Annotated in this window: 23 protein-coding genes and 2 tRNA genes; 18 read left to right on the top strand and 7 right to left on the bottom strand. The window is 44.5% G+C overall.

Annotation, left to right across the window (positions count from 1 at the left end; genetic code table 11):
• Positions 1-43: 43 nt before the first annotated feature.
• Positions 44-1,372: a lipocalin/fatty acid-binding family protein gene (locus tag ACESPO_RS03730; protein ID WP_270196268.1), complete on the bottom strand. Its 1,329-nt coding sequence runs from the start codon at positions 1,370-1,372 to the stop codon at positions 44-46.
• Positions 1,373-1,653: 281 nt separating this feature from the next.
• On the opposite strand from ACESPO_RS03730, the gene ACESPO_RS03725 reads away from it, so the two are divergent.
• From ACESPO_RS03725 to ACESPO_RS03695, 7 genes are all read left to right on the top strand, one after another.
• Positions 1,654-2,829 carry a M20 family metallopeptidase gene (locus tag ACESPO_RS03725; protein WP_016440204.1) on the top strand — a complete coding sequence of 392 codons (1,176 nt, stop codon included), beginning with the start codon at positions 1,654-1,656 and terminating at the stop codon, positions 2,827-2,829.
• Positions 2,830-2,843: 14 nt separating this feature from the next.
• A complete protein-coding gene (locus ACESPO_RS03720; protein ID WP_499788474.1) occupies positions 2,844-3,728 on the top strand; it encodes an MFS transporter in 885 nt (294 codons plus the stop codon).
• Between the two features lie 6 nt (positions 3,729-3,734).
• The gene (locus ACESPO_RS03715; RefSeq protein ID WP_499788473.1) at positions 3,735-4,241 is read left to right on the top strand and encodes an MFS transporter; all 507 of its coding nucleotides are present in this window, start codon (positions 3,735-3,737) and stop codon (positions 4,239-4,241) included.
• A 269-nt stretch (positions 4,242-4,510) separates the two neighbouring features.
• A complete protein-coding gene (locus ACESPO_RS03710) occupies positions 4,511-4,813 on the top strand; it encodes a metal-sensing transcriptional repressor (protein ID WP_016439208.1) in 303 nt (100 codons plus the stop codon).
• An 11-nt stretch (positions 4,814-4,824) separates the two neighbouring features.
• Positions 4,825-7,371, top strand: coding sequence for a heavy metal translocating P-type ATPase (locus tag ACESPO_RS03705; protein WP_499788472.1), 2,547 nt, complete (start codon positions 4,825-4,827; stop codon positions 7,369-7,371).
• Positions 7,372-7,426: 55 nt separating this feature from the next.
• Positions 7,427-8,551: a 16S rRNA (cytosine(1402)-N(4))-methyltransferase RsmH gene (rsmH, locus tag ACESPO_RS03700; RefSeq protein WP_117576291.1), complete on the top strand. Its 1,125-nt coding sequence runs from the start codon at positions 7,427-7,429 to the stop codon at positions 8,549-8,551.
• A 39-nt stretch (positions 8,552-8,590) separates the two neighbouring features.
• A complete protein-coding gene (locus ACESPO_RS03695; RefSeq protein ID WP_117576290.1) occupies positions 8,591-9,712 on the top strand; it encodes an aldo/keto reductase in 1,122 nt (373 codons plus the stop codon).
• A 123-nt stretch (positions 9,713-9,835) separates the two neighbouring features.
• Here ACESPO_RS03695 and ACESPO_RS03690 read toward each other — a convergent pair whose 3' ends face one another.
• The gene (locus ACESPO_RS03690) at positions 9,836-10,516 is read right to left on the bottom strand and encodes a hypothetical protein (protein ID WP_016440211.1); all 681 of its coding nucleotides are present in this window, start codon (positions 10,514-10,516) and stop codon (positions 9,836-9,838) included.
• A 70-nt stretch (positions 10,517-10,586) separates the two neighbouring features.
• Entirely contained in the window at positions 10,587-11,267 is a 681-nt protein-coding gene (locus tag ACESPO_RS03685) for a DUF4004 family protein (RefSeq protein WP_117576288.1), read from the bottom strand.
• Between the two features lie 131 nt (positions 11,268-11,398).
• Between ACESPO_RS03685 and ACESPO_RS03680 the strand changes: the two genes are divergently transcribed.
• From ACESPO_RS03680 to ACESPO_RS03630, 11 genes are all read left to right on the top strand, one after another.
• Positions 11,399-11,587: a hypothetical protein gene (locus tag ACESPO_RS03680; protein ID WP_039861367.1), complete on the top strand. Its 189-nt coding sequence runs from the start codon at positions 11,399-11,401 to the stop codon at positions 11,585-11,587.
• A gap of 12 nt (positions 11,588-11,599) precedes the next feature.
• Positions 11,600-11,684: transfer RNA gene (locus ACESPO_RS03675), tRNA-Leu, on the top strand.
• A 71-nt stretch (positions 11,685-11,755) separates the two neighbouring features.
• A tRNA-Leu gene (locus ACESPO_RS03670) sits at positions 11,756-11,840 on the top strand.
• 204 nt (positions 11,841-12,044) lie between these two features.
• Positions 12,045-13,547, top strand: coding sequence for a polyphosphate:AMP phosphotransferase (gene pap, locus ACESPO_RS03665; protein ID WP_117576287.1), 1,503 nt, complete (start codon positions 12,045-12,047; stop codon positions 13,545-13,547).
• A 12-nt stretch (positions 13,548-13,559) separates the two neighbouring features.
• Complete coding sequence (locus ACESPO_RS03660; protein WP_016439203.1) at positions 13,560-14,567, top strand: deoxyguanosinetriphosphate triphosphohydrolase; 1,008 nt, start codon at positions 13,560-13,562, stop codon at positions 14,565-14,567.
• 71 nt (positions 14,568-14,638) lie between these two features.
• Positions 14,639-16,414 (top strand): DNA primase, encoded by a 1,776-nt coding sequence (dnaG, locus tag ACESPO_RS03655; protein WP_499788471.1) that lies wholly within the window; start codon positions 14,639-14,641, stop codon positions 16,412-16,414.
• A gap of 37 nt (positions 16,415-16,451) precedes the next feature.
• A complete protein-coding gene (gene rpoD, locus ACESPO_RS03650; protein WP_008976133.1) occupies positions 16,452-17,564 on the top strand; it encodes an RNA polymerase sigma factor RpoD in 1,113 nt (370 codons plus the stop codon).
• A gap of 16 nt (positions 17,565-17,580) precedes the next feature.
• Positions 17,581-18,297, top strand: coding sequence for a tRNA (adenine(22)-N(1))-methyltransferase (locus ACESPO_RS03645; RefSeq protein ID WP_008976132.1), 717 nt, complete (start codon positions 17,581-17,583; stop codon positions 18,295-18,297).
• 21 nt (positions 18,298-18,318) lie between these two features.
• On the top strand, positions 18,319-19,098 hold the full coding sequence (locus ACESPO_RS03640; RefSeq protein ID WP_499788470.1) for a Nif3-like dinuclear metal center hexameric protein: 780 nt from the start codon (positions 18,319-18,321) through the stop codon (positions 19,096-19,098).
• Between the two features lie 13 nt (positions 19,099-19,111).
• Positions 19,112-20,806: a nucleoside kinase gene (locus ACESPO_RS03635; RefSeq protein WP_165852499.1), complete on the top strand. Its 1,695-nt coding sequence runs from the start codon at positions 19,112-19,114 to the stop codon at positions 20,804-20,806.
• Positions 20,807-20,818: 12 nt separating this feature from the next.
• Positions 20,819-21,778: a glycerophosphodiester phosphodiesterase gene (locus ACESPO_RS03630; RefSeq protein WP_499788469.1), complete on the top strand. Its 960-nt coding sequence runs from the start codon at positions 20,819-20,821 to the stop codon at positions 21,776-21,778.
• Between the two features lie 92 nt (positions 21,779-21,870).
• Here the strand turns inward: ACESPO_RS03630 and ACESPO_RS03625 are convergent, their stop codons facing one another.
• Genes ACESPO_RS03625 through ACESPO_RS03610 form a run of 4 tightly spaced genes read right to left on the bottom strand, consistent with a single transcriptional unit; the run spans position 21,871 to position 26,519 of the window.
• Positions 21,871-22,767 (bottom strand): RluA family pseudouridine synthase, encoded by an 897-nt coding sequence (locus ACESPO_RS03625; RefSeq protein ID WP_499788468.1) that lies wholly within the window; start codon positions 22,765-22,767, stop codon positions 21,871-21,873.
• Positions 22,767-24,644: an extracellular solute-binding protein gene (locus ACESPO_RS03620; RefSeq protein WP_120090760.1), complete on the bottom strand. Its 1,878-nt coding sequence runs from the start codon at positions 24,642-24,644 to the stop codon at positions 22,767-22,769. Before ACESPO_RS03620 ends, ACESPO_RS03625 begins: the two co-directional genes overlap by 1 nt.
• A complete protein-coding gene (locus ACESPO_RS03615; protein ID WP_008976126.1) occupies positions 24,641-25,474 on the bottom strand; it encodes an ABC transporter permease in 834 nt (277 codons plus the stop codon). The genes ACESPO_RS03620 and ACESPO_RS03615 overlap by 4 nt, the downstream gene beginning before the upstream one ends.
• Complete coding sequence (locus ACESPO_RS03610) at positions 25,446-26,519, bottom strand: ABC transporter ATP-binding protein (protein WP_008976125.1); 1,074 nt, start codon at positions 26,517-26,519, stop codon at positions 25,446-25,448. Before ACESPO_RS03610 ends, ACESPO_RS03615 begins: the two co-directional genes overlap by 29 nt.
• Between the last annotated feature and the right edge of the window lie 52 nt (positions 26,520-26,571).

Raw genomic sequence — 26,571 nt, 5'->3', positions numbered from 1 at the left:
AAAATGTAAGGACACCATTAGGTGTCCTTATTTTTGTATGAAATCATAATGTTTCAGAGTTAAAATGAAGTTCATAAACTTTTACAGGTCGTCCTTTGGAGGTGGAAGAATGACTGTATACCATAGTGGCAGCACCTCCTTTTTCCAACTGATTTAAAATACGGTTGGCATTTCTTAAGGTGACACCGAGGTGTTCTGAGAGATCCTGAGAGGTCATCTTATTTGTCCCGGTAATTTGAAGGATGGTATTTAATTTTTGAATGGTCAGAGTAGATAATTTACATTGTTCGGCAATCCGGTATAGCTGCTCGGACATGGTTTTCTGGATTGTAACGCAGTGGCTGCGGTTAAGGGGGCCGATTAGATTCCCATTTTCATCAATGACAAAACTGCCTTTGGCATAGAACGATTCCTTTAAGGCGGCCTCCGCGTGACTGCGGGCTTCTGTGATATTTTTCCCGATTCCATATCCGACTGATACCGGGAAGCCGTAGTCCTCTTTTAATCGGACGCTCAGAAAGGAAGTCTGAAAGTGGTCAGTTAAGTAGTTAATATATTTGGCACTTGTAAATAACTGGAAGCCGGTTGGTGTTTCCTGAAAAATCATATCCAGCGCAAGTTCAGCTTTTAAAGCATACAACGCAGTCTTTAACTGAGCGCGGTCTTTTTCACCAATCTCTGAGGAAGTTCCAGAGATGGTAATTGCAGCAGGGAGGTTTTCGCGGAAGAAAGACAGTTCAATTTGTGCAAGAAGTGTTTCTACCAGTGATTGAAAGACTTCTTTTTCCGGATAGCAATAGATATAAGGGATGTTATGCTGTTCTAGAACCGGAATAATGCTGCTGTATTGGCAGATTAGAAGATCAAACTGATTTTGTTCCCATAGTCGGATTATTTTCTGGGAAGTTTCTTCTTCGATGGAGGAGAGCCTGCCAATGTCCAGAGTTGCAAGCCAGTTGTCTACTGCAGTATTGGTACTTGGAAAATCCATATCATGGAGAAAATATGAAACGGTAGCGTTTTCCTGAATTGGGAGAAGAAAATCAAAAATTACCCGGTCTGTGCGGAGAGTTCTTTGTTCCACAAAATGTTTTAACAGCAGTCGATACATAGAAACCAGATCGGAACCGAAAGAAACCGCGGGTTTCCTATGATCAGGAAGTGCTTTTTCCAAAGCGGCAAGCGCTGCTTTTCCGCTTAACATAAAACCATCAGAGGTAGATTCATATTGTTGATAGATCTGTTTGATATCTTGAAAGCACTTGTATTCTACGATTTCCACATCGCAGTCGAGAGGAAGTTCATCAATTATGTGCTGTACGAAAACGTGCAGAAACTTACTTGTGATAATAATAATTTTTCGCTTGTTCATCATGGAAATCCTTTCGTTTTTGAAGTGTAAAAATGAGGTGATGTAAAAAGTTACATCTCCTAGAAAAGGAAATGTCCTATGCTTTATTTTACAAGATAGGAAATTGGAGTGCAAGACTGTTTTGAAAAATGAGAGAAGAATACAGATGTAAAAATCAACAAAAAATATTGACTTATATAGAAAATACTGATACAATTCAACATACAAAGTATTCCATAAGTATTCTATAAATATTCTTTATATCTTCTAAAAAGATATAATAAAAATGAGGAGGTCAGGATATGGATTTTTTTAAGAGAGCAGCAGAATTACAGGAAGAAACGGTGGAAAACCGAAGGTATCTTCATCAAAATGCCGAAGTGGGGCTGGAGTTGCCAAGAACAAAGAAGTACATCATGGAGAAATTAAGAGAATATGGAATGGAACCGCAGGAATGTGGACATGGTGTTGTGGCGATGGTTGGCAAAAAGACAAAAGGGAAAGTCATTCTTTTGAAAGCGGACATGGATGCATTGCCGATGGAAGAACGGAGTGGACTTCCGTTTGCTTGTCCGACAGGGACAGAAGCACATACTTGCGGACATGATCTTAATTCGGCGATGCTGTTGACAGCTGCACGAATGTTAAAAGAGCAGGAAGAGGAGTTGGAAGGAAGAGTAAAAATTGTGTTTGAACCTGCGGAAGAAATTTTTAAAGGCGGAAAAGATATGATTGCCGCAGGCGTTTTGCAAAATCCAGAAGTGGACGCTGCATTGTCCTTCCACATTGGACCGGGGGGACCTCCGGGAGGGTATTTCTTCAATAAAGATGGTGCGACAATGGCATCCTGTGATGGATTCCGAATTAAGATTGCCGGTGCAGGGGCACACGGTGCATATCCACATCTGGCAAAAGATCCTTTGAATGCTGCAGTGAAGATTTATGAGGCTCTTCAGGAAGTTGTGGCGCTGGAGTGTGATCCGGCAGAAACGTGTACATTGACAATTGGTCATATGCAGGCAGGAACTGTTTTTAATATTATTCCGGATACGGCAGTGATGGAAGGAAGCATTCGCACAATGTCCAGAGAGATGAGAAAGCTTCTGGTGACAAGAATGAAAGAAATTGTGAATAAAACTGCGGAAATGTTCCATGTAGAAGCGGAAATAGAAATGCTGTCAGAAGTTCCTCCGCTAATCTGTAATCAGAAATTGGCAGATGAAATGCTGGGATATTTAGATCAGGTACCGGTACCGAATAAATATTCTGTTCCAGGAGTAAAATCAAGTGCTTCTGACGATTTTGCAGAGATTACAGAGCGTGTACCGGGTGTTTATATGTTCCTGGCAGGAGGATTTGCAGATCGCGAAGCAGGAGTAAGCCATAGTCCGGAAGTACAATTTAATGAAGAGGCACTTCTGTTTGGAGCAGGTGCGTTTGCATATTGTGCAAGTGAGTGGTTGAAGAACAATCAGTAAAGGAGAAAAAACGCATGTCGGAAGAAAAGGTAATGATCCCTCTTACGAAGGGAAAGAAAAATGCGGTAATCATTGGATGCGTGTGTCTGATGTTTTCGGTTACTGTTTTTGGAGTTGTTTTTTTTGTCATTCAGGGACCAATATTGGCAGAAATGCATGCATCACAGTATTATTCTCTGTTGACAATTTTTGCATCGCTGGGGTTGGCGATTATGACGCCGATCGGAGGAAAACTTGGTGATTTATTCGGGAGAAGAAATATTGTAGTGATTTCAGGAATCATTTGTGCTGCATGCGGAATCGGCATGAGTCTTGTACACTCGATTCTTCCATTTGCAATCTTCCGTCTGCTGCTTGGAGCTGCACAGGGAGCATTTACCGCAGCACCGTATATTCTGATGCGGGAGATCAATGAGTCAAAAGATGTTCCAAAAGCAATGGGATATCTCGCAAGCGCTATTGCGGTAGGAAGTTTTGGAGGGGGAATCTTATTAGGGGGACTTGCAGATGCAGGTTTTTTAAGATTTGCCTTGATGGTTCCGGCGATTCCGCTTTTAATTGGGGTTGTATTGATTGGAACTTCTCTGCCAAACAAGAAGAAAGATAAAGTTGAGATTGACTTTTCGGGAATTGTTTGTCTGGCCGTTTTACTTAGCGGATTCTGTCTGGCAATGAATTATGGTCCGCTGATCGGATGGGGAAATCTGAAAGTTTTGGCAGGGTTTGCAGTCACAGTCGTTGCAGGAATTATTTTTGTAAAAATGGAAAATAAGGCAGCAGAACCGATCGTACCAATGTATTTATTTAAAAACAGAAAATTTACAACACTTTTGGCGGTTGGATTTGTATGCTATTTTTATCAGACAGCGATGAGCGCTTATGTGCCGTTGGCTGTATAGGATGTTATGGGAGTGTCTGCTGCGGCAGCAGGTTCTCTTCAGCTTCCGAGAACAATTCTGACGATGGTACTTCCAACAATTGCCGGTGTGTGGATTGGAAAGAAAGCGGCAAATAACTGGAAAGCGATGGCGATTGCCACAGGACTTGCAGCACTTCCGTTTATTCCGCTTGGTTTTACAACTGCGTCCACACCATTTATTGTGTATCTGATTTGCATTGGAATTACCGGAATCGCAGAAAGTTTCCGCTCTGTGTCTGTGACACCGGTAGCGCAATCAGTACTTCCGCAAAAAGATCTTGGAGTCGGAACGGCATTGGTTACTTTTGTAAATTCACTCTCCACTTTATTTGCGGCAGCAATCAACGGAGTTGTTTATGGAATGAGTGCAAATAATGTACAAGCAGGTGTGAACAATATTTTCAGAGTTACTGTTATAATTTCGATGGCAGGATTTTTCCTCGTTATATTTGTTGTAAGAAAACAATTAAGCGGTAATGAAAAAGCAAAATAGAAAAGTATTATGAGCGATTGCAAAGCATGAGAATGTGAAAAGCAATCGCTCTTTTTGTTGTACCTCAGCTGTTGTATCAGCAGAGAAAATGGGCATTAAATTCTTTCAGACAAGAAATCAAAAAAATACTTGCAATATACCCGGCAAGGGTATATAATGCGAGTGTAAAGATACTTCTAACCATTCTTAGTCAATAAAAGAAAATGATAGGAAAAGTGAAAAATACAGCGGATAGAAGTGTATATTTGATTGGAAAAGGAGAGATGATGATGGAAGAACAAAAACAATGTTGTCATAAAAAGAAAGAACGTGCAGAGAAGGAATATCGTGACCTGGTCAATCGGTTAAGCAGAATTGAAGGACAGGTACGGGGAATCAAGCGAATGGTAGAGGAAGATGTCTACTGTACAGATATTTTGATTCAAGTATCGGCAGTCAACGCAGCGCTGAATAGTTTCAATAAAGTGCTTCTTGCAAATCATATCCGCAGTTGTGTGGCGGAAGATATCAGAGAAGGAAAAGAAGAGACGATTGATGAGCTTGTAGGGGTACTGCAGAAGCTTATGAAGTAGGAGGGCAGAGAATGGAACAATACACGGTCACAGGAATGAGCTGTGCAGCGTGCAGTGCGCGGGTAGAGAAGGCAGTGGCGAACGTACCCGGAGTAACAGCGTGTTCGGTGAGTCTTTTGACAAACTCCATGGGAGTGGAAGGAAGTGCAGATCCGGCTGCTGTGATTGCGGCGGTGGAGACAGCAGGATATGGCGCAGCAACAAAGAACGGGAAACAGCAAGATGGCAAAGAGGGAGCAAATGGGATAGCGAAAAACAAGGAGGAAGAACTGCTGAAAGACAGGGAAACTCCTGTTTTAAAGAGAAGGTTGATTGCATCCTTAGGATTTCTTGTAGTGCTGATGTACTTTTCGATGGGGCATATGATGTGGGGATGGCCGGTTCCGAAAATACTGGCAGAGAATCATGTGGCGATGGGATTGCTCCAGATGCTGCTTACGATTGCGGTCATGATTGTCAATCAGAAGTTTTTTGTCAGTGGATTCAAAGGATTGTGGCATCTGGCTCCGAATATGGACACACTTGTGGCACTCGGCTCCGGTGCTTCATTTGTGTATAGTACCTATGCACTCTTTGCGATGACAGAAGCACAGCTTCGTGGAGATATGGAGCAGGTGATGGGGTACATGCATGAATTTTACTTTGAGTCAGCAACAATGATCCTGGCGCTCATCACAGTCGGAAAGATGCTTGAGGCCAGATCCAAAGGGAAGACTACAGACGCACTCAAAGGGTTGATGCGCCTTGCACCGAAACATGCAGTTGTGCTGCGCAACGGAACAGAAGAAACGGTTTCCATTGAACAAGTAAAAAAGGGAGATGTATTTCTTGTAAGACCCGGTGAAAATATACCGGTAGATGGGATCGTGCTTGAAGGGAACAGTGCGGTGAATGAGGCAGCGCTCACAGGAGAAAGCATCCCGGCAGATAAAAAAGAAGGAGATTTGGTGTCTGCTGCGACGATGAATCAGTCTGGTTTCCTGAAATGTGAGGCCACAAGAGTCGGCGAAGATACGACGCTTTCCCAGATCATTCAGATGGTCAGTGATGCGGCAGCGACAAAGGCTCCAATCGCCAAAGTAGCAGATAAAGTGTCGGGCGTGTTTGTCCCGATCGTCATGGCGGTTGCGGCGATCACTGTCGTTGTATGGCTTTTGGCAGGACAGAGTGTTGGCTTTGCACTGGCAAGAGGAATCGCAGTGCTTGTCATCAGCTGCCCATGTGCGCTTGGCCTTGCGACTCCGGTGGCGATCATGGTCGGAAACGGAATGGGTGCAAAACATGGAATTTTGTTTAAAACGGCAGTTTCTCTGGAAGAGACCGGGAAAACAGAAATTGTCGCACTGGACAAGACTGGAACAATCACAAGTGGAAAACCAGAGGTGACAGATCTTCTTCCGGCAGATGGGATGACAGAGAAAGAACTTCTTCAGATTGCCTATGCACTGGAACAAAAAAGCGAACATCCACTGGCACATGCGATCGTGCAGAGAGCACAGGAAGAGGGTACAGTGGAAACGGTTTCGGTCAAAGAATTTCAGGCAGTGCCGGGGAATGGATTGACTGGAATATGGGAAGGAGTGCCCCTTGCCGGAGGGAATCTGAATTTTATCCGAGAGCAGGCAGACGTGCCGGTACAGATAAAACAGACGGCAGAAGCGTTTGCAGAGGAAGGAAAAACGCCGTTATTCTTTGCAAAAGAAGGAAAGTTAGCAGGAGTGATCGCGGTAGCAGATGTAATCAAGGAAGACAGCCCGCAGGCAATTCGGGAATTACAGAACATGGGAATCCATGTTGTCATGCTGACTGGAGACAATGAACGGACTGCCAAGGCGATCGGGAAACAGGCCGGTGTGGATGAAGTCATTGCAGGAGTTTTGCCGGAAGGAAAAGAAAGTACCATTCGGGCATTGAAAAAGAATGGAAAAGTTGCTATGGTAGGAGATGGGATCAATGATGCTCCGGCGCTTACGAGAGCGGATATCGGAATGGCGATCGGTGCAGGAACAGATGTGGCGATTGATGCAGCAGATGTGGTGCTGATGAAGAGCAGACTGAGTGATGTTCCGGCAGCAATCCGGCTTAGCAGATCCACATTGAGAAATATTCATGAGAATCTATTCTGGGCATTTTTCTATAATGTGATCGGAATTCCTCTCGCAGCAGGTGTATGGTATCCGCTGTTTGGATGGAAGCTAAATCCGATGTTCGGAGCGGCGGCAATGAGTCTTTCCAGCTTCTGCGTCGTGACGAATGCGCTCCGGCTGAATTTGTTCCATTTGGAAGATGCCAGAAAAGATAAAAAGAGAAACAGACATAAAAAACAGAGAAAAGAGGAGGAATTGACCATGCAGAAAACAATGAAAATCGAAGGAATGATGTGCGGACATTGTGAGGCGACAGTGAAAAAGACGCTGGAGGCGATCCAGGGAGTAGAGGAAGCGGTTGTAAGTCATGAAACAGGGACTGCAGTTGTGACTTTGAGTGGAGATGTGTCGTCTGATATTTTAAAAGAGGCTGTCGAAGCGAAAGATTATCAGGTGTTAGAAATCCAGTAAAAAGATTGCGTTGCAGCTGCTATTGGAAAAACAAAAAAGGAAGAGAAGGTAGGATATGAAAGACCAGGATAGAAATGACAGAGAATCTCTGGAGGAGATTCAGGCAGAGACTACTGTGCCGAAGAATCAGACAGAACAAAAGCAACATAAGCGCCGCGTTCGATATAAAGGGACACATCCGCGCAGCTATCAGGAGAAATATAAGGAGCTTCAGCCGGAGAAATATCCGGAGACGATCGAGAAAGTCATTCAAAAAGGAGGGACTCCGGTCGGGATGCACATTTCTATCTGTGTGAAGGAGATCTTGGATTTTCTCCAGATCCAGCCGGGGCAGAAAGGACTGGATGCCACACTGGGATATGGTGGACATACAAAGGAAATGTTAAAGTGTCTGCAGGGACAGGGGCATCTATATGCGCTTGATGTAGATCCGATTGAGTCAGTCAAGACAAAAGAGCGATTGGAGAAAGCGGGATATGGAGAAGAGATTTTGACCATCCGGCAGATGAATTTTGCGGACATTGATCAGATTGCCAGAGAAGCAGGTCCGTTTGATTTCGTCCTCGCAGATCTTGGAGTGTCTTCTATGCAGATTGACAATCCGGAGAGAGGATTTACCTATAAGAAGGAAGGACCGCTTGACCTTCGGCTGAATCCACAGAAAGGGGTATCGGCTGCGGAGCGTCTCAAAGAGGTGACAGAAGAAGAACTGGCAGGAATGTTGTGGGAAAATTCCGATGAGCCTTATGCAGAGGAGATTGCGGCCACAGTGATGGAAAAGTTAAGAAAAGGAGAGCCGGTGGAGACGACGATCCAACTTCAGAAAGCGATTGAAGAGGCGTTATCTTTCCTGCCGGAGCGGGAGCAGAAAGAAGCGGTAAAGAAATCGTGCCAGAGAACATTTCAGGCGCTTCGGATTGATGTGAACAGTGAGTTTGAGGTACTCTATGCATTTATGGAGAAATTGCCGGCGGCACTGGCACCGGGCGGAAGGGTGGCGATCCTTACATTTCATTCAGGGGAAGACCGGATCGTAAAGAAGGCTTTCAAAGAGCTGAAGCGAGCAGGGATTTACAGCGAGATCGCTCAGGATGTCATCCGTCCTTCAGCGGAGGAGTGCACAAGGAACAGCCGCGCTCGTTCTACTAAAATGCGCTGGGCAGTCAGGGCAAAAGAGTAACAGTAATGATATACAGCAGTAGAAAAGGAAGGGATTTTTATGGAAAAAAGAGCATTTGAAAAATTGGGGATCCAAACGTCACTTCTTGGATTTGGATGTATGAGATTTCCATTGACAGCGGATCAGAAGATTGACGAGGCAGAAGCAGAGAACATGATCGACCGGGCAATCGCAGCGGGTGTCAATTACATTGATACAGCATATCCGTATCACAATGGGGACAGTGAACCTTTCGTGGGGAGAGTGCTGGAAAAATATGACCGTGATTCTTACTATCTTGCGACAAAGCTGCCAATCTGGAAGCTGGATACACTGGAGGATGCGAAAAAGGTTTTTGAGGAACAGATGGAACGTCTGCACAAAGATTATGTAGATTTTTATCTGCTTCATGCGCTTGACCGTGCAAAATTTGAGAAGGTAAAAGCGCTTGGGATCGTACCATATCTGGAAGAAATGCGTGCGGCAGGAAAGATCCGTTATCTTGGATTTTCCTTCCATGATGATTATGAAGTATTTGAGGAGATTCTAAATTATTATCCATGGGATTTTTGTCAGATTCAGCTCAATTATATGGATACAGAAATCCAGGCTGGAATGAAAGGATATCATTTGGCAGAGGAGAAAGGCATTCCGGTCATTGTTATGGAACCGGTCAAAGGAGGAATGCTTGCATCTCTTCCGACAGAGATTGAAGAACAGTTGACAAAGGAGCGGGCACAGGCGAGTATTGCATCGTGGGCGCTTCGATTTGTCGGAACACTTCCAAATGTAAAAGTCATCTTAAGCGGTATGAGTACGATGGGACAAGTGGAAGATAATCTTAGTATTTTTGAGACATTTGAGCCGTTATCAGAGAAGGAACAGAAGTTGATCGAGAACACAGCGGATACTTTGAAATCGCGTGTGAAGAACGGATGCACCGGTTGTGCTTACTGTATGCCATGTCCGGCGGGAGTAGATATTCCGGGAAATTTCAGAATCTGGAACGATCAGGCAGTATACCAAAATACAGAACAGACGAAGAAAAAATGGTCTGGAATGGATGAAAAAGCGAAGGCAGATCATTGTATCCGATGCGGAAAATGTGAGAAAGTCTGTCCACAGAAAATTTCAATCCGGGAAAATCTGCATCAGGTAGCAGAAGAATTGAATACATTGTAGAGAAAAGTAAGTAAAAACAAGCCTTGCAGAGGAAGAAATTGCTTTCCTGTAAGGCTTGTTTTGGCTTTTGTCAAGCGTTGGGATAAAAAGTTTTTCTGTAGAGATAGCGGGTGTGATACTGGATTAGGATAATAATTTCTGTGCACAGTTTCCTTCCACAGTGCCAATCTGACAAGTGCTGTCATAGGAAAGCGTACCATCGCACTGGATATGATTTACGACACAGCCGTCTGTCAGGAGAATATTTTCAGCGCTGATCGTGTCACACTGCAGACATCCGGCTTCCAGGGTTGTACACTCAATATTTTTTACGTTGCTGAGTTTCCGATGTTTTGCAAAACGAAAGAAGTTAAAGCTGTTGCAGTTTTCGGGAATAAAAGTAATCTGTTCTCCGAACAAGTCATTTAAAGTTGCCATGCCACGAATCTCGACGATATCAGCATTGACTTCTTCTGAGTTTTTCAAAGAACCAGAAACATAAATTTCATCTGCATAAATTTTCCCCTGCAGGTGGCAGGAACCACTGGCTTTGAGAGAACGGACTTTCATATCGTTTTCAGAATGAAGAGAACCGCTGACATGCAGTGTATTTACCTTAATTTCACTTTGAGAATGAATGGATCCGCTGATGTGCATCTCATTTCCTTCCAGTGTCGCATCCGGACATACTTTACAGGAGCCGCTGACTTTGAAAGTTTCAAAGGTTACTGGACCTTCAATTGCGCCGCTGCCGCTGATCTTGATCAAGTTATATTCTCCCTGTCCGATTTTTCCGGAACCGCTGATTTTAGTATCCGTCTTCATAAAAATTTCCTCCTTCTTTGAGCAGCGTTAAATACTGCTTGAAAAATGCTGTTGAAAAGTGATAAAAAATTTAACTGTTTTTGACAGTCTCTTCATCGAATGTAAAAGAAAAGGTGTCTTTGTATTTGAGTTTGATCTCATGGCAGAGTTCCTGGAGAGAAATCTGGCAGACGACTTTGATCCGCTCGTCAAGCAAGAGTGATCCTTCCGGGGAAGGATTGAGAAGAAACAGACCATAATGTGCTTCATTTACCGCAAGAAGCAGAAAAAAGGTCTTAATCTCTGTGATATTTGCGGCAGTCGTGGCTACATTTGGAATCAGATCGTATAGTTCATGTTCCTGGATCAGATTTTGTTCCTTCCACCTGCAAAGGGTGATCATCACGAGTACTTCGATAAAGGTAAAGGTATCTTTGTTAAGAACGTCCATGAAATCTGCTGCAACACGGATATCAATCTCTGTGAAACATTCTAGTTCCTCTTCTGTGAAAACACGGTTTGTAATTTCCGGGGAGAGAAGCTTTGCAAGTTCCTCGAGAGAGTAGCGGTCTTTCAAAGTCTGGATTGCCTGCACTCGTTTTAAAATCTGTTCTTTTGGAAAGAAAGTCTCCTGACCGGTCGGACTGGGTCTTTTCACGAACCATTCTTCTGGAATCAGGCCTTCCCGTTTCCAGCGATAGAGCTGTCCGTAGGAAATTCCGGTTGTTTTTAAAAGGTCTTTTTTTGAAAGCTCTTTTTGAGAAATGTCCATATAGCACCTCCTGTTAGAATCAGTTATATCAAAATTTTAATAAAATAATGTGTTACTAAAAAGATTTTAATAAAACATTGTTTTGCTATGAGTAGATATTAACATAACATTGTTTTGTTGTAAAGAGGAGGATGAAAAATAAAAAAATTTTTGCGACTATTTTCGTAATCGAGTGTTTGGAGCAAAGTCTGCAAAAAGGAGGGAAAGCTGGATGTACATCAGAGGAAAAGGAGAAATTACTTAAATTGAATAAAAAATTGAAAAAAGTGTTGACATTTGTTCTGATGGATGGTAATATATCGTTTGTACGACGGACATAGAGAAGTTGACATGCAGGAGTGTCGGAATTGGCAGACGAGCAAGACTAAGGATCTTGTGATCAATGCGATCGTGTGGGTTCAAGTCCCATCTCCTGCATTGCTGTTTCAAGTGACCGGGGTACGTTCGGAGCGTATGAGATTGCTCAAAAGTGAATACATATGCGAGATGCAGGAGTGTCGGAACTGGCAGACGAGCAAGACTAAGGATCTTGTGATCAATGCGATCGTGTGGGTTCAAGTCCCATCTCCTGCATGTCAGGCATTTACAGGTAGCTGTAAATGCCTTTTTATCATATTACAGAACAAAAAACTGTGATAAAGGCTCGTGGCAGATGATGGGAAGAGAGGAGTGAAAGAGAAAGGAATTGTACAGAGATGTATAGTTCCTTTTCGCTTCTTTTTCTGAATAATCTGTCTGCACAGTACAAATAAATAACAGTATGAGGAGGAAGCTTGTATGTTGGAGAAAATTGATTTGACAAAGAAACTGGAAAAACAATCCTACCGCGAGAAGATGGAAGCACTGGAACTGGAACTTGGCAGGTTACAGAGGGAATGCCATGCATATAAGATTCCTGTGATGATCGTACTGGAAGGATTCGGAGCGTCGGGGAAGGGCGTCCAGATTGGAAAACTCATACAGGCGCTGGATCCAAGAGGGTTCCGTGTTCATGCAATCACTGGAGAGACAGAGGAAGAACAGAAATATCCATTCCTTCGAAGGTTCTGGATCAAGACACCGGAAAATGGAAAGATTGCGATTTACGATACGAGTTGGTACCGGAGAGTACTTGCGGATCGTTTTTCGGGAAACACAGAGAAGGAGGAGGTGGAAGATTCCTATGCGGCAATCTGTTCTTTTGAAGAACAGCTGACCGCCAGTGGAACTGTGATGATTAAATTGTTTCTCGCAATCGATCAGAAAGAACAGAAAAAGCGGTTTGAGAAACTTCTGGAGTCAAAGGAGACTGCATGGAGGGTGTCACGGGAAGATTGGGAGAAAAATGAAAAGTACGATAGCTATGTCCGAATGATCGAGGAGGCGCTGCAGAGAACGGATACAGACTACGCACCGTGGACGATCGTGGAGGCGACAGACCGCAGATTCGCAACGGTTAAGATCTACACGACTGTGATCGAAGCGCTCAAGGAAGCGGTTGCCGAGAAGAAGGCGGAAGCCGGGCGAGAAATTTCACAAGAGACGGAAGAGACAGAAACGTGGGAAAACCGAGAGTTAGAGGAATCGGTGCTTGCGAAAGTGGATCTGACAAAAAGCTATACGGAGAAAGAATACCATAAGAAGAAAAAGAAACTGCAAAAGAAAATCAAGAAGTTGCACGGGGAACTGTACCGTAGACAGATTCCAGTGATCATCGGATTTGAAGGATGGGATGCCGGAGGAAAAGGAGGGGCGATCAAACGCCTGACGGAAAAAATGGATCCGAGAGGATTTACAGTGAATACGACCGCTGCACCAAATGACTATGAGAAGGCGCACCATTATCTCTGGCGGTTCTGGAAGAATGTGCCGAAGAAAGGACATGTGGCGGTATATGATCGGACATGGTATGGAAGGGTGATGGTAGAGCGGATTGAAGGGTTCTGTACGAAGAAGGAGTGGCAGAGAGCATTCAAAGAGATCAATGACATGGAGGCACAGTTTGTACAGTCCGGTGCGATCGTACTGAAGTTTTGGATGCAGATTGACAAAGAGGAACAGAGAAAGCGGTTTGAAGAGCGGCAGAAAAATCCGGAAAAACAGTGGAAGATCACAGAGGAAGACTGGCGCAACAGAGACAAATGGGATGCCTATGAGGAGGCGGTTAATGAGATGCTGATCCGTACATCTACGCCGGAAGCACCTTGGGTGATCGTGGAAGGAAACTGTAAATACTATGCGAGGATCAAAGTGCTGGAGGCAGTGATCGAAGCAATCGAGAAAAGATTAGAAAGCAGATAAGAAGGTGGACAGATGACGATCAGGGAGCAGATGGAACAAAGAGAACTAGAATATTTAAGTCCTTATGCAGCGATGAGTGTAAACTCCAAAGGCCGTGACAGAGAGGAGATTCCATGCGATATCCGTCCAGTATATCAAAGAGACCGGGATCGGATCTTACATTGTAAGGCGTTTCGGCGACTAAAGCAGAAAACGCAGGTATTTTTGATGCCGAAAGGAGATCATTACCGGACGAGGCTGACACATACGTTGGAAGTATCACAGAATGCCCGGACGATCGCCAAGGCACTGCGGCTCAATGAAGACCTGACGGAGGCGATCGCGCTTGGACATGATCTTGGACACACGCCGTATGGACATGCCGGAGAGCGGGCGCTGAACCGCGTGTGCCCGAACGGATTCCGACACAATGAGCAGAGTGTCCGGGTCGTGGAAGTGTTGGAAAATCAGGGACAAGGCCTTAATCTTACAAAGGAAGTGAGGGATGGCATCTTAAATCATAAGACTGCAGGACGACCATCCACTCTGGAGGGCCAGATTGTCAGATTGTCAGATAAAATAGCCTACATTGCACACGATACAGACGATGCGATCCGCGGAGGAATTCTGACAGAGGAGAGAATCCCAAAGGAGCTTCGCAAGACACTCGGAGCCTCACCGAGACAGAGGATGAATGCAATGATCCATGACGTGATCACGCAGAGTATGGACTGCCCGGAGATTAGGATGTCGCCGGAGATTGGGGAGGCAACTGCGGAGCTTCGGAAGTTTATGTTTGCGGAAGTCTATCAGAATTCCAGAGCAAAAGCAGAGGAGAAGAAAGCAGTACACCTTGTGGAGCAGCTCTATATGTATTACATAGAGCATATTTCAGAACTACCGGAAAAATATAGAGACAGAATCGAACGAGGAGAAGGCAAGAAAGAGCAAAATGTCTGTGATTTTATTGCGGGTATGACTGATTTATATGCCGTAAAGCAGTATCAGGAAATTTTTATTCCAGAATCTTGGAAAATTTAAAGGAAATGAGAAAGTTTTGTCGAATATTTATAACGTAAGGATTTTGAGACAGTTTTGGAAAGGGGGAAATCATGTATTATTCAGAAGACATCGTGGAAGAAGTCCGCATGAAAAATGATATTGTAGATGTGATTTCCAGCTATGTGAAATTGCAGAAAAAGGGAAGTTCTTATTTTGGACTTTGTCCATTTCACAGTGAGAAGTCCCCGTCGTTTTCTGTGAGCAGGGATAAACAGATGTACTACTGCTTCGGCTGTGGGGCAGGGGGCAATGTCTTTACATTTATTATGGAATATGAGAATTACTCGTTTGTGGAAGCATTAAAAATGCTTGCGGAGCGCGCGGGAGTGGAACTTCCGGAAATGGAATACTCTAAGGAAGCAAAAGAGAAAGCGAACCTAAAGAATACACTTCTGGAGATGAATAAGCTTGCGGCACGGTATTTTTACTCACAGTTAAAAGGGAAAAACGGAGAACATGCTTACCGTTATCTGACAGACAGAGGGCTTACCGATACAACGATCACACAGTTCGGACTTGGATATTCCAATAAATACAGCGATGATCTGTATAAATTTCTCAGGGAAAAGGGATATTCAGACGATCTGATCCGGCAGGCGGGACTGATCAATACGGATGAGAAACACGGAATCTATGATAAATTTTGGAACCGTGTCATGTTTCCAATCATGGATGCGAACAACCGTGTCATCGGTTTTGGCGGGAGAGTCATGGGGGATGGGAAACCGAAATATCTCAACTCGCCGGAGACACTGATCTTTGATAAGAGCCGGAATCTTTATGGATTGCATCGGGCGCGCACATCGCGAAAACCATATTTTCTGATCTGCGAGGGCTATATGGATGTGATCTCACTTCACCAGGCAGGATTTACCAATGCGGTTGCCTCGCTTGGAACAGCGCTGACAGCGGGACATGCCTCTCTGATCAAGCGGTATGTCAGTGAAGTCTATCTGACTTACGACAGTGATGAGGCTGGTACGAAAGCAGCTCTTAGGGCAGTGCCGATCTTAAAGGAAGCCGGGATCAGTGCAAAAGTGATCCGTATGGACCCATATAAAGATCCCGATGAATTTATTAAAAATCTTGGTGCAGAAGCATTTGAACAGCGGATTGGAAAGGCACGCAATGGATTTATGTTCAGCCTGGAGATTTTGGAGCGACAGTATGATATGCATACTCCGGAAGGAAAGACAGAGTTCTACTATGAGGCGGCAAAGAGGCTGGCGCAGTTCGAAGAGGAAATTGAACGCAACAACTATATCGATGCCGTGGCAGAAGCTTACCATATCGGATATGATAGTCTGCGGAAATTAGTGGCGAAAGCGGCGGTGCAGTCGGGGATGGCGTCACCGGTGGCAAGACCGCGGACGACACATGCAAAAGAACAGCAAAAAGAAGATGGCATGCTTCAGTCGCAAAAGATTCTGCTTACATGGATGATCGAAGATGAATCTCTGTTTGGAATGATCCGGAAATACATTATGCCGGAAGATTTTACTACGGAGCTTTACCGGACCGTTGCTTTACTGCTCTATGAGCAGTATGAGAAAGGAGAAGTCAATCCGGCAAAAATTATGAACCACTTCACAGATGAGGAGGAGCACCGGGAGGTGGCAGCTTTGTTCCATACGAAGATCAGGGAACTGACGACCAAAAGTGAGCAGGAGAAAGCACTCAAAGAGACAATCATCCGTGTGAAAGAGAACAGCATCGAGACGGCGACAAGAAATTTAGAACCGACCGATATTGTGGGATTACAGCGGTTGATGGAGAGTAAAAGAGCGGTGCAGGATCTGCAAAAACTGCATATTTCCATCAATTAAGGATAAAATAGAAACAGATTATGGAGGATAGACACGAATGGAAGAAAATACATTAAAACTGATTGAGAAAGTAAAAGAACTCATTGCACTTGGGAAAAAGAAGAAAAGCATTCTGGAATTACAGGAGATCAATGATTTCTTTTCAGATATGGAACTGGATTCTGAGCAGATGGATAAGGTGTTTGAGGCGCTTGAGGCGAGCAATATCGATGTGCTTAGAATCGGAGAGGGCGATGAGGACGACGATGATATCGAGATCATGCTCACAGAGGAAGATGAGGTGGATATGGAGAAAATCGACCTCTCAGTGCCGGATGGAATCAGCATTGAAGATCCGGTCCGGATGTATCTGAAAGAAATCGGAAAAGTACCGCTGTTAAGTGCAGAGGAAGAAATCGAACTTGCAAGAAGAATGGAAGAAGGCGATGAAGATGCGAAAAAGCGTCTTGCAGAGGCAAACCTCCGTCTTGTTGTCAGCATTGCAAAGAGATACGTTGGAAGAGGAATGCTGTTCCTGGATTTGATTCAGGAAGGAAATCTCGGTCTGATCAAGGCAGTAGAGAAATTTGACTACAATAAAGGATTTAAATTCAGTACTTATGCGACATGGTGGATCCGTCAGGCAATCACAAGAGCCATTGCAGATCAGGCGAGAACGATTCGTATCCCGGTGCACATGGTAGAGACGATCAATAAACTGATCCGTGTATCCAGACAACTGCTTCAGGAACTTGGAAGAGAACCGCTTCCGGAGGAGATTGCAAAAGAACTTGATATGCCGGTGGACAGAGTCAGAGAAATTCTTAAGATTTCCCAGGAGCCGGTATCTTTGGAAACACCGATTGGTGAGGAAGAAGACAGTCATCTTGGCGATTTCATTCAGGATGATAATGTTCCGGTTCCGGCAGAGGCTGCCGCAGCAACCCTTTTGAAGGAACAGCTGGATGAAGTGCTCAGTACACTGACAGACAGAGAGCAGAAAGTGTTAAGACTTCGTTTTGGTATGAATGATGGACGTGCAAGAACACTGGAAGAAGTTGGAAAAGAATTTGATGTCACAAGAGAGAGAATTCGTCAGATTGAGGCAAAAGCGCTGAGAAAGCTTCGTCATCCAAGCAGAAGCCGGAAGTTGAGAGATTATCTTGACTAGAGAGGAAGGAAAAGTGATGACAGAATTATCAGAACGGCTGCGTGCTGTGGCAGATCTCGTGGATGATGGGATGGTTGTAGCAGACATCGGAACAGACCACGGGTATATTCCAATCGCACTTGTGCAGGAGGGAAGATGTCCGAGAGCAGTTGCGATGGATATCAATATCGGACCGCTTGACCGCGCAAGAGCACATATTCAGGCGGCAGAGCTTTCTGAAAAGATCGATACAAGAAGGTCTGACGGGATGAAAGAGCTAAAGGCAGAAGAGGCAGATTGTGCGATTATTGCCGGAATGGGCGGAGCATTGACGATCAAGATCTTGGAGGAGAGCAGTGCGACAGCAAGAAGTTTGAAAGCGCTGATCTTACAGCCCCAGTCGGAACTTTATAAAGTCCGGGAATATTTGGCAGAGCAGGGGTATGAAATACTTGCTGAAGACATGGTGCTGGAGGAAGGCAAATTTTATCCGATCATGAAAGTGTGTCCGGGAAGTCCGTATACACTGACGAAAGAAGAGGCATGTTATGGAAAAGAACTTCTTTCTCAGAGGCATCCGGTACTCCAAAGCTTTCTTCATAGAGAGCTGGATATGAAGCGAAAGGTATTAAGAGAATTGGACGATAAAAGTGGTGATCATATTTGCCAGAGAAGAGAAGCACTGCAGAAGGAGACTGCATGTGTAGAAGGAATCTTAGGACAGTGGGAATCTGGGGGAAAGCAAAAGAAATAGAAGAAACGGGAGGAAAGAGCGATGCTTTGTAAGGAATTGACAGAGAAAATCGAAGAAGTATATCCGGTTTCGTATGCATGTGAGTGGGATAATGTAGGGCTTCTTGTCGGACGAGCCAACAAAGAGGTGAAAAGCGTTTATCTTGCGCTGGATGTGACCGAGGAAGTAATCCAGGAAGCGGTTCGGGTGAAGGCAGATTTACTCATTACGCATCATCCATTGATTTTTAAGGGGTTAAAGAAAATTTCAGATCAGGATTTTATTGGAAATCGTGTTGTACAATTGCTGCAGCACGATATTTCCTATTATGCGATGCATACGAACTATGATGTACTGCGGATGGCAGATCTTGCGGCCAACCGTCTAGGCTTACAGTCCATAGAGGTGTTGGAACAGACTGAGCCAAAAGAACCGGAGAAAGGAATCGGCAAATCCGGGCAGTTTGCAAGTGCGATGACTGTGAGGGAATGCTGTGAACTTGTCAAAGAGCGGTTTGCCCTTTCGAACATAAAAGTGTTTGGGGATTTGGACAGAAAAATTCAGAGAGTGGCGGTCTGCCCAGGATCTGGGAAGAGTGTAATCGGGGAGGCGATCAGAAAGAAAGCAGAGGTGCTGATTACCGGAGATATTGATCATCATTCTGGAATAGATGCTGAGGCGAAGGGACTTACGATCATGGATGCCGGGCATTATGGAATGGAACATATTTTTATAGAGGACATGAGAAAGTTTTTGGAAGAAAGATTTGAAAAACTGGATATCAAGTGTGCTCCGATCAGTCATCCGTTTTCTGTTGTGTAGCATAGAATGTAAGATGACAGAGAAGAAAGAAGGGAAACAGGTGGAACAACAGAGATATACCGTTCAGGTTGGGAAGGTACTCCGCCAGTATGAAGCGGGGACAACTTATGAGAAGATTTCAGAAGATTTTCAGGCAGAGTATGAAAATGATATTGTGCTTGTTTTTGTAGACAACCGTCTTCAGGAGCTTGGGAAAAAGTTAAAGAAAGACTGTGTATTAAAGTTTGTCACAACCGGTGAGGCAATTGGAAACCAGACTTACAGAAGGAGTATGAGCCTTTTGCTTGTGAAGGCTGTTTATAACGTGGCAGGGCATGAAAATATAGATAAAGTGAGAATCCTCTATTCTGTAAGCAAAGGGTATTATTGCAAAGTAGAGGGGAATGTTGTCGTCAATCAGGATTTCTTAAACCGGGTGACAATCCGTATGCGGGATATCGTAGAAGCAGACATACCGATTAAAAAGAGAAGTGTATCGACACCGGATGCCACAGCGCTTTTTCACCAGTACGGGATGGTGGATAAAGAGAAGCTTTTTGAGTATCGGAGAGGATCGAAAGTGAATCTGTACAGTTTGAATGAGTTCGAAGATTACTACTATGGGTATATGCTTCCGAGCACAAGATACTTGAAATATTTTGAACTGCATTTATATGATGAAGGATTTGTTATCCAAATGCCGGTAGCGTCAGCGCCAAAAGAGGTGCCGCCGTTTGTACCTCAGAATAAATTATTCCAGGTGTTGAAGGAATCTACAAGATGGGGAGATATGCAGGGAATTGAGACGGTCGGAGAGCTGAATGACATTATCACAAAGGGGGATATCCTTGAGGAGATGCTTGTGCAGGAGGCGCTTCAGGAAAGTAAGATTGCCTCGATTGCAGCGCAGATCGCAGCCAGACCGGAAGTGCGTTTTATTTTGATCGCAGGGCCGTCCTCTTCGGGAAAGACTACTTTTTCCCACAGACTGTCTGTACAGCTCAGAGTCAATGGGCTTGTGCCGCATCCGATCGCGGTTGACAATTATTTTGTAGACCGGGAACTGACGCCGAAGGATGAGAACGGTAACTACAATTTTGAATGTCTGGAGGCGATTGATCTAGAGAAATTTAATCAAGACATGACAGATCTTCTGGAAGGAAAGGAAGTACAGCTTCCGACATTTAATTTTAAGACTGGAAAGCGAGAATATATTTCAAAGCCGAAAAAGCTTGGGGCAAATGATGTCCTTGTCATCGAAGGAATCCACTGTCTGAATGATGCGATGACTTATAAGCTGGCAGCAGAAAATAAATTTAAAATTTACATCAGTGCATTGACACAGTTAAATATCGATGAGCACAACCGGATTCCTACGACAGACGGTCGTCTGATCCGCAGACTGGTAAGAGATGCGAGAACGCGGGGAACTTCTGCCCAACAGACAATCCGGATGTGGCCTTCTGTCAGACGCGGGGAGGAGGAAAATATTTTCCCTTATCAGGAAGATGCAGATGTTATGTTTAACTCTGCGCTGATTTATGAACTGGCAGTGTTAAAGCAGTATGCAGAGCCGATTTTATTTGGTATCGACAAAGAGTGTGAAGAGTATACAGAAGCAAAAAGACTTCTGAAGTTCCTCGAGTATTTTGTCGGTGTCGGAAGCGAAAATATTCCGAAAAACTCGCTTCTTCGAGAATTTGTCGGCGGCGGATGTTTTCAAGTATAGCAGGTGACAGTCATGTCAGAATATACATTGAGAGAGCAGAAGCTCAAACGAATGAAGGAACTGCGGCGCAGAAAGGTGCGGAGGCAGAAGATATTTCTCGGATGTACCGCCGGGGCAATCCTCTGTGTGGCTGCAGGGATCTTTGTGTATAGTAGAAGCTATACGTTAGACTTGAAGGCAAGGATACTTCCGGAAACTACAGTGGAAAAAGCAGTACCGCTGCTTGGAGGGAATATAGAACAGGCATTGGAACAGACGACAGAACTTGCAGTAAAAAATAGTGGAACAAAGGTCATTGCACATCGTGGGTACAGTTCTGAGGCACCGGAAAATACGCTTCCTGCCTATGAACTGGCAGCGCAGAGTGGTGCATGGGGAATTGAGGCAGATATTCACCGGACTGCAGATGGGGCATTTGTATGTATGCACGATCCAACTGTAGATCGCATGACCGATGGAACCGGAGTGATTGCGGAGATGACCTTAGATGAGATCCAGATGTTGACAATTGACAGTGGCAGCAACAGTTGGGCATATCCATATGCAAGGGTGCCGACCATGGAGGAATTTTTGGAAGTATGTCAACAAAGTGGTGCAAATGCTGTATTAGATCTTAAGTTTACCTCTGTAGAAGATATTATTTCGCTTGTGCAAAAAATACAGGAACTTGGGATGGAAGATTCCGTGGTATGTCTAAGCGGCAGTCTGGATCAGCTAAAGAAGATCCGGGAATGTTCTGAGATTATCCGTATCAAATATCTGGTGGAGGAAGGGACGCAGGAAACAATCGACCAAATGGCAGAATTGTCCCACAGTGGGATTGCAGCATCCAGAATCAGCAGCGATATGGTAGCCTATGCAAAAGACAAGGGAATCAGTATCAACGTCTGGACATACAATGAAAGCTGGGAAAAGCAAGAGTGGACCAATCAGGAGATTGATTTTCTGACGACGGACGATCTTTCCACTTAGATGGAATATGTAAAAAAGATAGAACTATAGCAAATGAGCGTGGCGTAAAATAAGGGATTTCATAAGAAATCTATTTTACGTCACGCTCATTTTTACGTTGTGGTCTTTTGAAAAATTGCCTGCATATCTTCTGGCAGAGGTGCTGTGAAGGTCAGTGACTGTTTTGTGATTGGATGGATAAAGGAGAGTCGGTAAGAGTGCAGTGCCTGACGGTCTATACAGTGATCCTCTGGATGGTAGAGAAAATCTCCCGGAAGCGGATGCCCAATATATTTCATATGAACACGGATCTGGTGGGTGCGCCCGGTCTCTAGTTTGAGAGAAACGAGAGAATACCCATTTTGATAAGCAAGCCGGTGAAAATGGGTGCAGGCATAATCACCGTGCGCAAAGTCGACACAGCGCTCGATGGTAGAACCGTTTGCCCGCCCAATCGGTGCTTCAATCATCCCAGACTCTTCGACAAGACCGGTGGCAGCGGCAAGATATTCTCGATGAATCTCTCGTCTGGCGACCATATTGGACAAAAGAGAAGCGCTGTACATATGTTTGGCAATGATCAGAAGCCCGGTAGTATCCCGGTCTAAGCGGTTGATACAGCGGTAGGTGAAAGGAATGTTCTGAGAAGCAAAGTAGTAAGCAGCAGCATTGGCGAGCGTATTCTCATAATTTCCCTGAGAAGGATGAATCGGCATGCCGGAAGGTTTATTGATCACAAGCAGATCTTTGTCTTCGTATACGATTGGAAATGGAAGAGGCACGGGAACGATGTGCTCTGAGGAAGTTTCTTCCACGATGGAAATCGTAAGAAGATCTCCACTTTGCAGCACTTCGTGTACCCGTGCCCAGACACCGTTTCGGCAGATGCCGTCAGGTGTCCGCTTTAAATGCGTGATCACCTGACTGGAATACTGCTGTTGCTTTAGGAAAGACTGGATCGTCATGCCGGCCATTTCATGATGGATCGGATAGGTAAATGTCCGTTTCATTATTTTGATTTAATCTCCCTCCATAATTCATTGTATAGCACATCGTTCTCGTCGCCGAGGAACTGGAATGTCTCACACCGTTCTAATTCAGAAGCATCCGGAAATGCGATAGTGCTGTTGCGGATTGCAGGATCTTTGATCAGTTTTCTTGCTTCTATGTTAGGTGTTGAGTAAGTGATGTAGTCAAAGTTCATCTTGGCGATGTCTGGACGGCAGAGGAAGTTGATAAATGCCTCTGCATTTTCTTTGTGCTTTGCATTTTTTGGAATGACCCAGGAGTCGATCCATACGTTGGAGCCCTCTTTTGGAATCACATATTCCAGATCCGGATTTTCCAGCTGGGTATAAATAGCCTCTCCGGAATAGATAACACCAATGGCGGCTTCATTTCCGATCATCTTATCGCGGACCTGGTCAATTACATATGCCTGCACAAGCGGTTTCTGTTCGATCAACAGTGCTTTTGCAGCTTCAAGCTCATCTAGGTCTGTGGAGTTTAAAGAATATCCAAGGTATTTCAGAGCAACAGCAAATGCATCGCGGACACTGTCCTGCATCAAAATATTGTCTTTGTATGTTTCGTCCCAGAGGACAGACCAGCTGTCGATCGGTTCCTTAACCATTTTTTTGTTATAGAGGATTCCGACAGTACCCCAGCAGTACGGAACAGAATATTTATTTTCTGCATCAAACTGGCGGGATTGCTCCATATACTGTGTGCCAATGTTTTTTATATTTGGAATATGATCAAAATTAATTTCTGCGAGCAAGTCATTCTCGATCATGCGCTGGATCATATAGTCGGATGGGCAGACAACATCGTAGGCGATGGCGCCGGACTGCACTTTTGGATACATGATTTCGTTTGTTTCGTATTCTTCATAGACAACCGAGATGCCGGTTTCTTCCTCAAACATAGTGATTACTTCCGGGTCAAGGTATTCTCCCCAGTTGTAGACAATTACCTGATTATCACCACTGACGGATCTCTTTGAACCGTAGAAAAATCCTCCGGCGATGATCACGATTGCCATAACTGCAGGAACGAGGCGCCGGAATACAAAGCGGGCAGCTTTACTTTTTTTGCTGACATATTTTCTGGTGCTACCTTCTTTGGAAGAAGGAGAAACATTGACGAGAATCAGCAAGATTAGCACGGATACAAACAACAAGGTCGAAAGCGCATACATCTCCGGTTTGATCCCTTTTCGAACTTCACTGTAAATTTTTGTGGACAGTGTGTCCACGCCTGGTCCTTTTGTAAAGTGAGTGATGACAAAATCATCAAGGGACATCGTAAAGGCAAGCAGAAATCCCGAGAAGACACCCGGAAGGATATCCGGGAAAACTACTTTGAAAAATGCATAGATTGGAGAGGCTCCAAGATCCAGTGCAGCTTCATAAGTCCGACGGTTTGTCTGCTTTAATTTTGGCATGACACTTAAGATGACATAAGGAATGTTGAACGTAATGTGTGCCATGAGGATCGTTGCAAATCCAAGTGAAAAGCGGAATGCGATAAATAAGAGCATTAAGGAAATTCCAGTCACGATATCTGCATTTAGCATCGGGATATTGGTGACAGCCATCATCGCTGTACGGACTCTTTTTCGCATTGCCTGAATGCCGATCGCGGCGGCGGTTCCGATGAGTGTGGCAATCAGCGCCGAAAGAAGGGCGATGATCAATGTTGTGTAGAGCGCATTCATAATCTGCTCATTCTGAAAAAGGGCAACGTACCATTTTCCGGTAAAGCCCCCCCATTTGGCGCGTGTCTTGGAATTGTTGAAAGACAGCACGACAAGGGTAATGATTGGGGCATAAAGTAAAATGAAAATAAGCCCCAGGTAGATTTTCTGTAATGTATTTTTAATCAAAATGCAGTTCCCTCCCCGTCTTTATCATATTTGGCGATGAGAGCCATACTTAAAATAATGAAGATCATCAGCACGAGTGAAAGTCCGGAGCCGACATGCCAGTTGCTTCCTTGTTTAAATTCCTGCTCGATGACATTTCCAATCAGAAGGATTTTACTTCCACCAAGAAGATCGGAGATGACGAAGGTTGTGAGCGCCGGAACAAATACCATGGTAATTCCGCTGATGATTCCCGGAACGGTCAATGGCAGTATGATTTTAAAGAAGGTCTGACGGTTGTTTGCGCCGAGATCTCGTGCGGCATTGATCACATCTTTGTCAATCTTTACGAGCACGTTGTAGATCGGAAGTACCATAAATGGCAAAAAGTTATAGACCATACCAAGAATGATCGCATAAGGTGTGTTGATGATCGCAAGCTGCGGCAGGTGGAAAAACGACAGAATACTGTTGATCACACCATTCTTTTCTAATAAAGTCTGCCATGCGAGCGTGCGGAGCAAAAAATTCATCCACATCGGAAGGATGAAGATCAATACAATAAAGCTTGTCTGGTTGACATTCATGGAGGCGAGGATCATCGCCAGTGGATATGCCATGACAAGGCAGATTAAAGTACTGATCAGAGACAAAAGAAGCGCAAGTCCGAGCGCTTTTAAGTTCTCCGGTGTTGTAATCTTTGCAAGGTTTGCAAAGGTAAAGGCACCATCCTGATCTGTCAGCCCATAATAGAAGATCATCAGAAGCGGGATGATGATAAAAGATACCGACCAGAATAAGTACGGTCCGGCAAGTAATTTTTTACTCTTCAACTGGAACCGCCTCCTCATCTTCAGATTCTGGCTTTTTCATAATCTGGATATCAAATGGGTCTACTTTGATTCCAACAGTCGTGCCGACCGGAACCATGTCTGTACTATGTACAAGCCAGTCAAAGTTATTTGCGGAAACTTCCATCTCATAGTGAACGCCTTTAAAGATCAGGTGTGTCACGACTCCCTCGAGAAGTCCTTCTTCTGGTTTTACAAGATCAATATCTTCCGGGCGGATCACAGCATCGACAGGTTTGTTTTTTCCAAATCCCACATCAACACATGGGAAATTGACGCCGAGAATTTTTACCAGTTTATCTTCGACCATGACAGCCGGAAGAATATTGCTTTCCCCAATGAAGTCAGCGACAAATGCATTTTCCGGTTCGTTGTAGATATCTTCCGGCGTACCGATCTGCTGGATATATCCCTGATTCATCACGACGATGGTGTCGGACATTGTGAGCGCTTCCTCCTGGTCGTGGGTAACATAGATAAATGTAATTCCGAGTTCGTTTTTCAGACGGATCAGCTCATACTGCATATCCTGTCTCAATTTCAAGTCGAGAGCGCCTAAAGGTTCGTCGAGCAGGAGCACTTTTGGCTCATTGACGATCGCGCGGGCGATAGCGATCCGCTGCTGCTGTCCGCCGCTTAAAGAGTCCGGAGTACGGTTCTCGTAACCATCGAGGTTGACAAGCTTTAGCGCATAGCGGATTTTGTCATTGATATATGCTTTTGATTTCCCTTTGATCTTCAGTCCAAATGCAATATTTTCTGCAATGGACATGTGGGAAAACAGAGCATATTTCTGGAAGACTGTGTTTAGCTGTCGCTTATTTGGCGGGACATTATTGATATTTTTTCCGTCGAAAATAATGTGTCCGGAATCACAGCTCTCAAATCCGCCCAGGATGCGGAGTAGAGTTGTCTTCCCGCATCCGCTCGGTCCGAGCAGTGTCAGAAATTCATTCTCCCTGATATATAAGTTGAGTTCATCGAGGACGAGATTGTCCCCGTAGGATTTTGATACATTTACAATATCAATTAATTTGTTAGCCATATGCTCACTCCTCCTTCGTTTTGTTAAATAGATGTTTTGTACATGAAAACAA

Origin of the sequence: Coprococcus sp. HPP0074, from assembly GCF_964238105.1 — a bacterium.
Lineage (GTDB): Bacteria > Bacillota > Clostridia > Lachnospirales > Lachnospiraceae > Faecalimonas > Faecalimonas umbilicata.
This window is presented reverse-complemented; position numbering and strand designations above follow the sequence as displayed.

Bases quoted from the DNA above. Each gene is read 5' to 3' on its own strand.
- ACESPO_RS03645 (WP_008976132.1), top strand. From the start codon at position 17,581: ATGACAGAATTATCAGAACGGCTGCGTGCTGTGGCAGATCTCGTGGAT.
- ACESPO_RS03625 (WP_499788468.1), bottom strand. From the start codon at position 22,767: ATGAAACGGACATTTACCTATCCGATCCATCATGAAATGGCCGGCATG.
- ACESPO_RS03685 (WP_117576288.1), bottom strand. From the start codon at position 11,267: ATGGACATTTCTCAAAAAGAGCTTTCAAAAAAAGACCTTTTAAAAACA.
- ACESPO_RS03640 (WP_499788470.1), top strand. From the start codon at position 18,319: ATGCTTTGTAAGGAATTGACAGAGAAAATCGAAGAAGTATATCCGGTT.
- ACESPO_RS03630 (WP_499788469.1), top strand. From the start codon at position 20,819: ATGTCAGAATATACATTGAGAGAGCAGAAGCTCAAACGAATGAAGGAA.
- ACESPO_RS03635 (WP_165852499.1), top strand. From the start codon at position 19,112: ATGACAGAGAAGAAAGAAGGGAAACAGGTGGAACAACAGAGATATACC.
- ACESPO_RS03660 (WP_016439203.1), top strand. From the start codon at position 13,560: ATGACGATCAGGGAGCAGATGGAACAAAGAGAACTAGAATATTTAAGT.
- ACESPO_RS03730 (WP_270196268.1), bottom strand. From the start codon at position 1,372: ATGAACAAGCGAAAAATTATTATTATCACAAGTAAGTTTCTGCACGTT.
- ACESPO_RS03690 (WP_016440211.1), bottom strand. From the start codon at position 10,516: ATGAAGACGGATACTAAAATCAGCGGTTCCGGAAAAATCGGACAGGGA.
- pap (WP_117576287.1), top strand. From the start codon at position 12,045: ATGTTGGAGAAAATTGATTTGACAAAGAAACTGGAAAAACAATCCTAC.
- ACESPO_RS03680 (WP_039861367.1), top strand. From the start codon at position 11,399: ATGAAAAATAAAAAAATTTTTGCGACTATTTTCGTAATCGAGTGTTTG.
- rpoD (WP_008976133.1), top strand. From the start codon at position 16,452: ATGGAAGAAAATACATTAAAACTGATTGAGAAAGTAAAAGAACTCATT.
- ACESPO_RS03705 (WP_499788472.1), top strand. From the start codon at position 4,825: ATGGAACAATACACGGTCACAGGAATGAGCTGTGCAGCGTGCAGTGCG.
- ACESPO_RS03615 (WP_008976126.1), bottom strand. From the start codon at position 25,474: ATGAGGAGGCGGTTCCAGTTGAAGAGTAAAAAATTACTTGCCGGACCG.
- ACESPO_RS03610 (WP_008976125.1), bottom strand. From the start codon at position 26,519: ATGGCTAACAAATTAATTGATATTGTAAATGTATCAAAATCCTACGGG.
- ACESPO_RS03725 (WP_016440204.1), top strand. From the start codon at position 1,654: ATGGATTTTTTTAAGAGAGCAGCAGAATTACAGGAAGAAACGGTGGAA.
- ACESPO_RS03715 (WP_499788473.1), top strand. From the start codon at position 3,735: ATGGGAGTGTCTGCTGCGGCAGCAGGTTCTCTTCAGCTTCCGAGAACA.
- ACESPO_RS03710 (WP_016439208.1), top strand. From the start codon at position 4,511: ATGGAAGAACAAAAACAATGTTGTCATAAAAAGAAAGAACGTGCAGAG.
- dnaG (WP_499788471.1), top strand. From the start codon at position 14,639: ATGTATTATTCAGAAGACATCGTGGAAGAAGTCCGCATGAAAAATGAT.
- rsmH (WP_117576291.1), top strand. From the start codon at position 7,427: ATGAAAGACCAGGATAGAAATGACAGAGAATCTCTGGAGGAGATTCAG.
- ACESPO_RS03720 (WP_499788474.1), top strand. From the start codon at position 2,844: ATGTCGGAAGAAAAGGTAATGATCCCTCTTACGAAGGGAAAGAAAAAT.
- ACESPO_RS03695 (WP_117576290.1), top strand. From the start codon at position 8,591: ATGGAAAAAAGAGCATTTGAAAAATTGGGGATCCAAACGTCACTTCTT.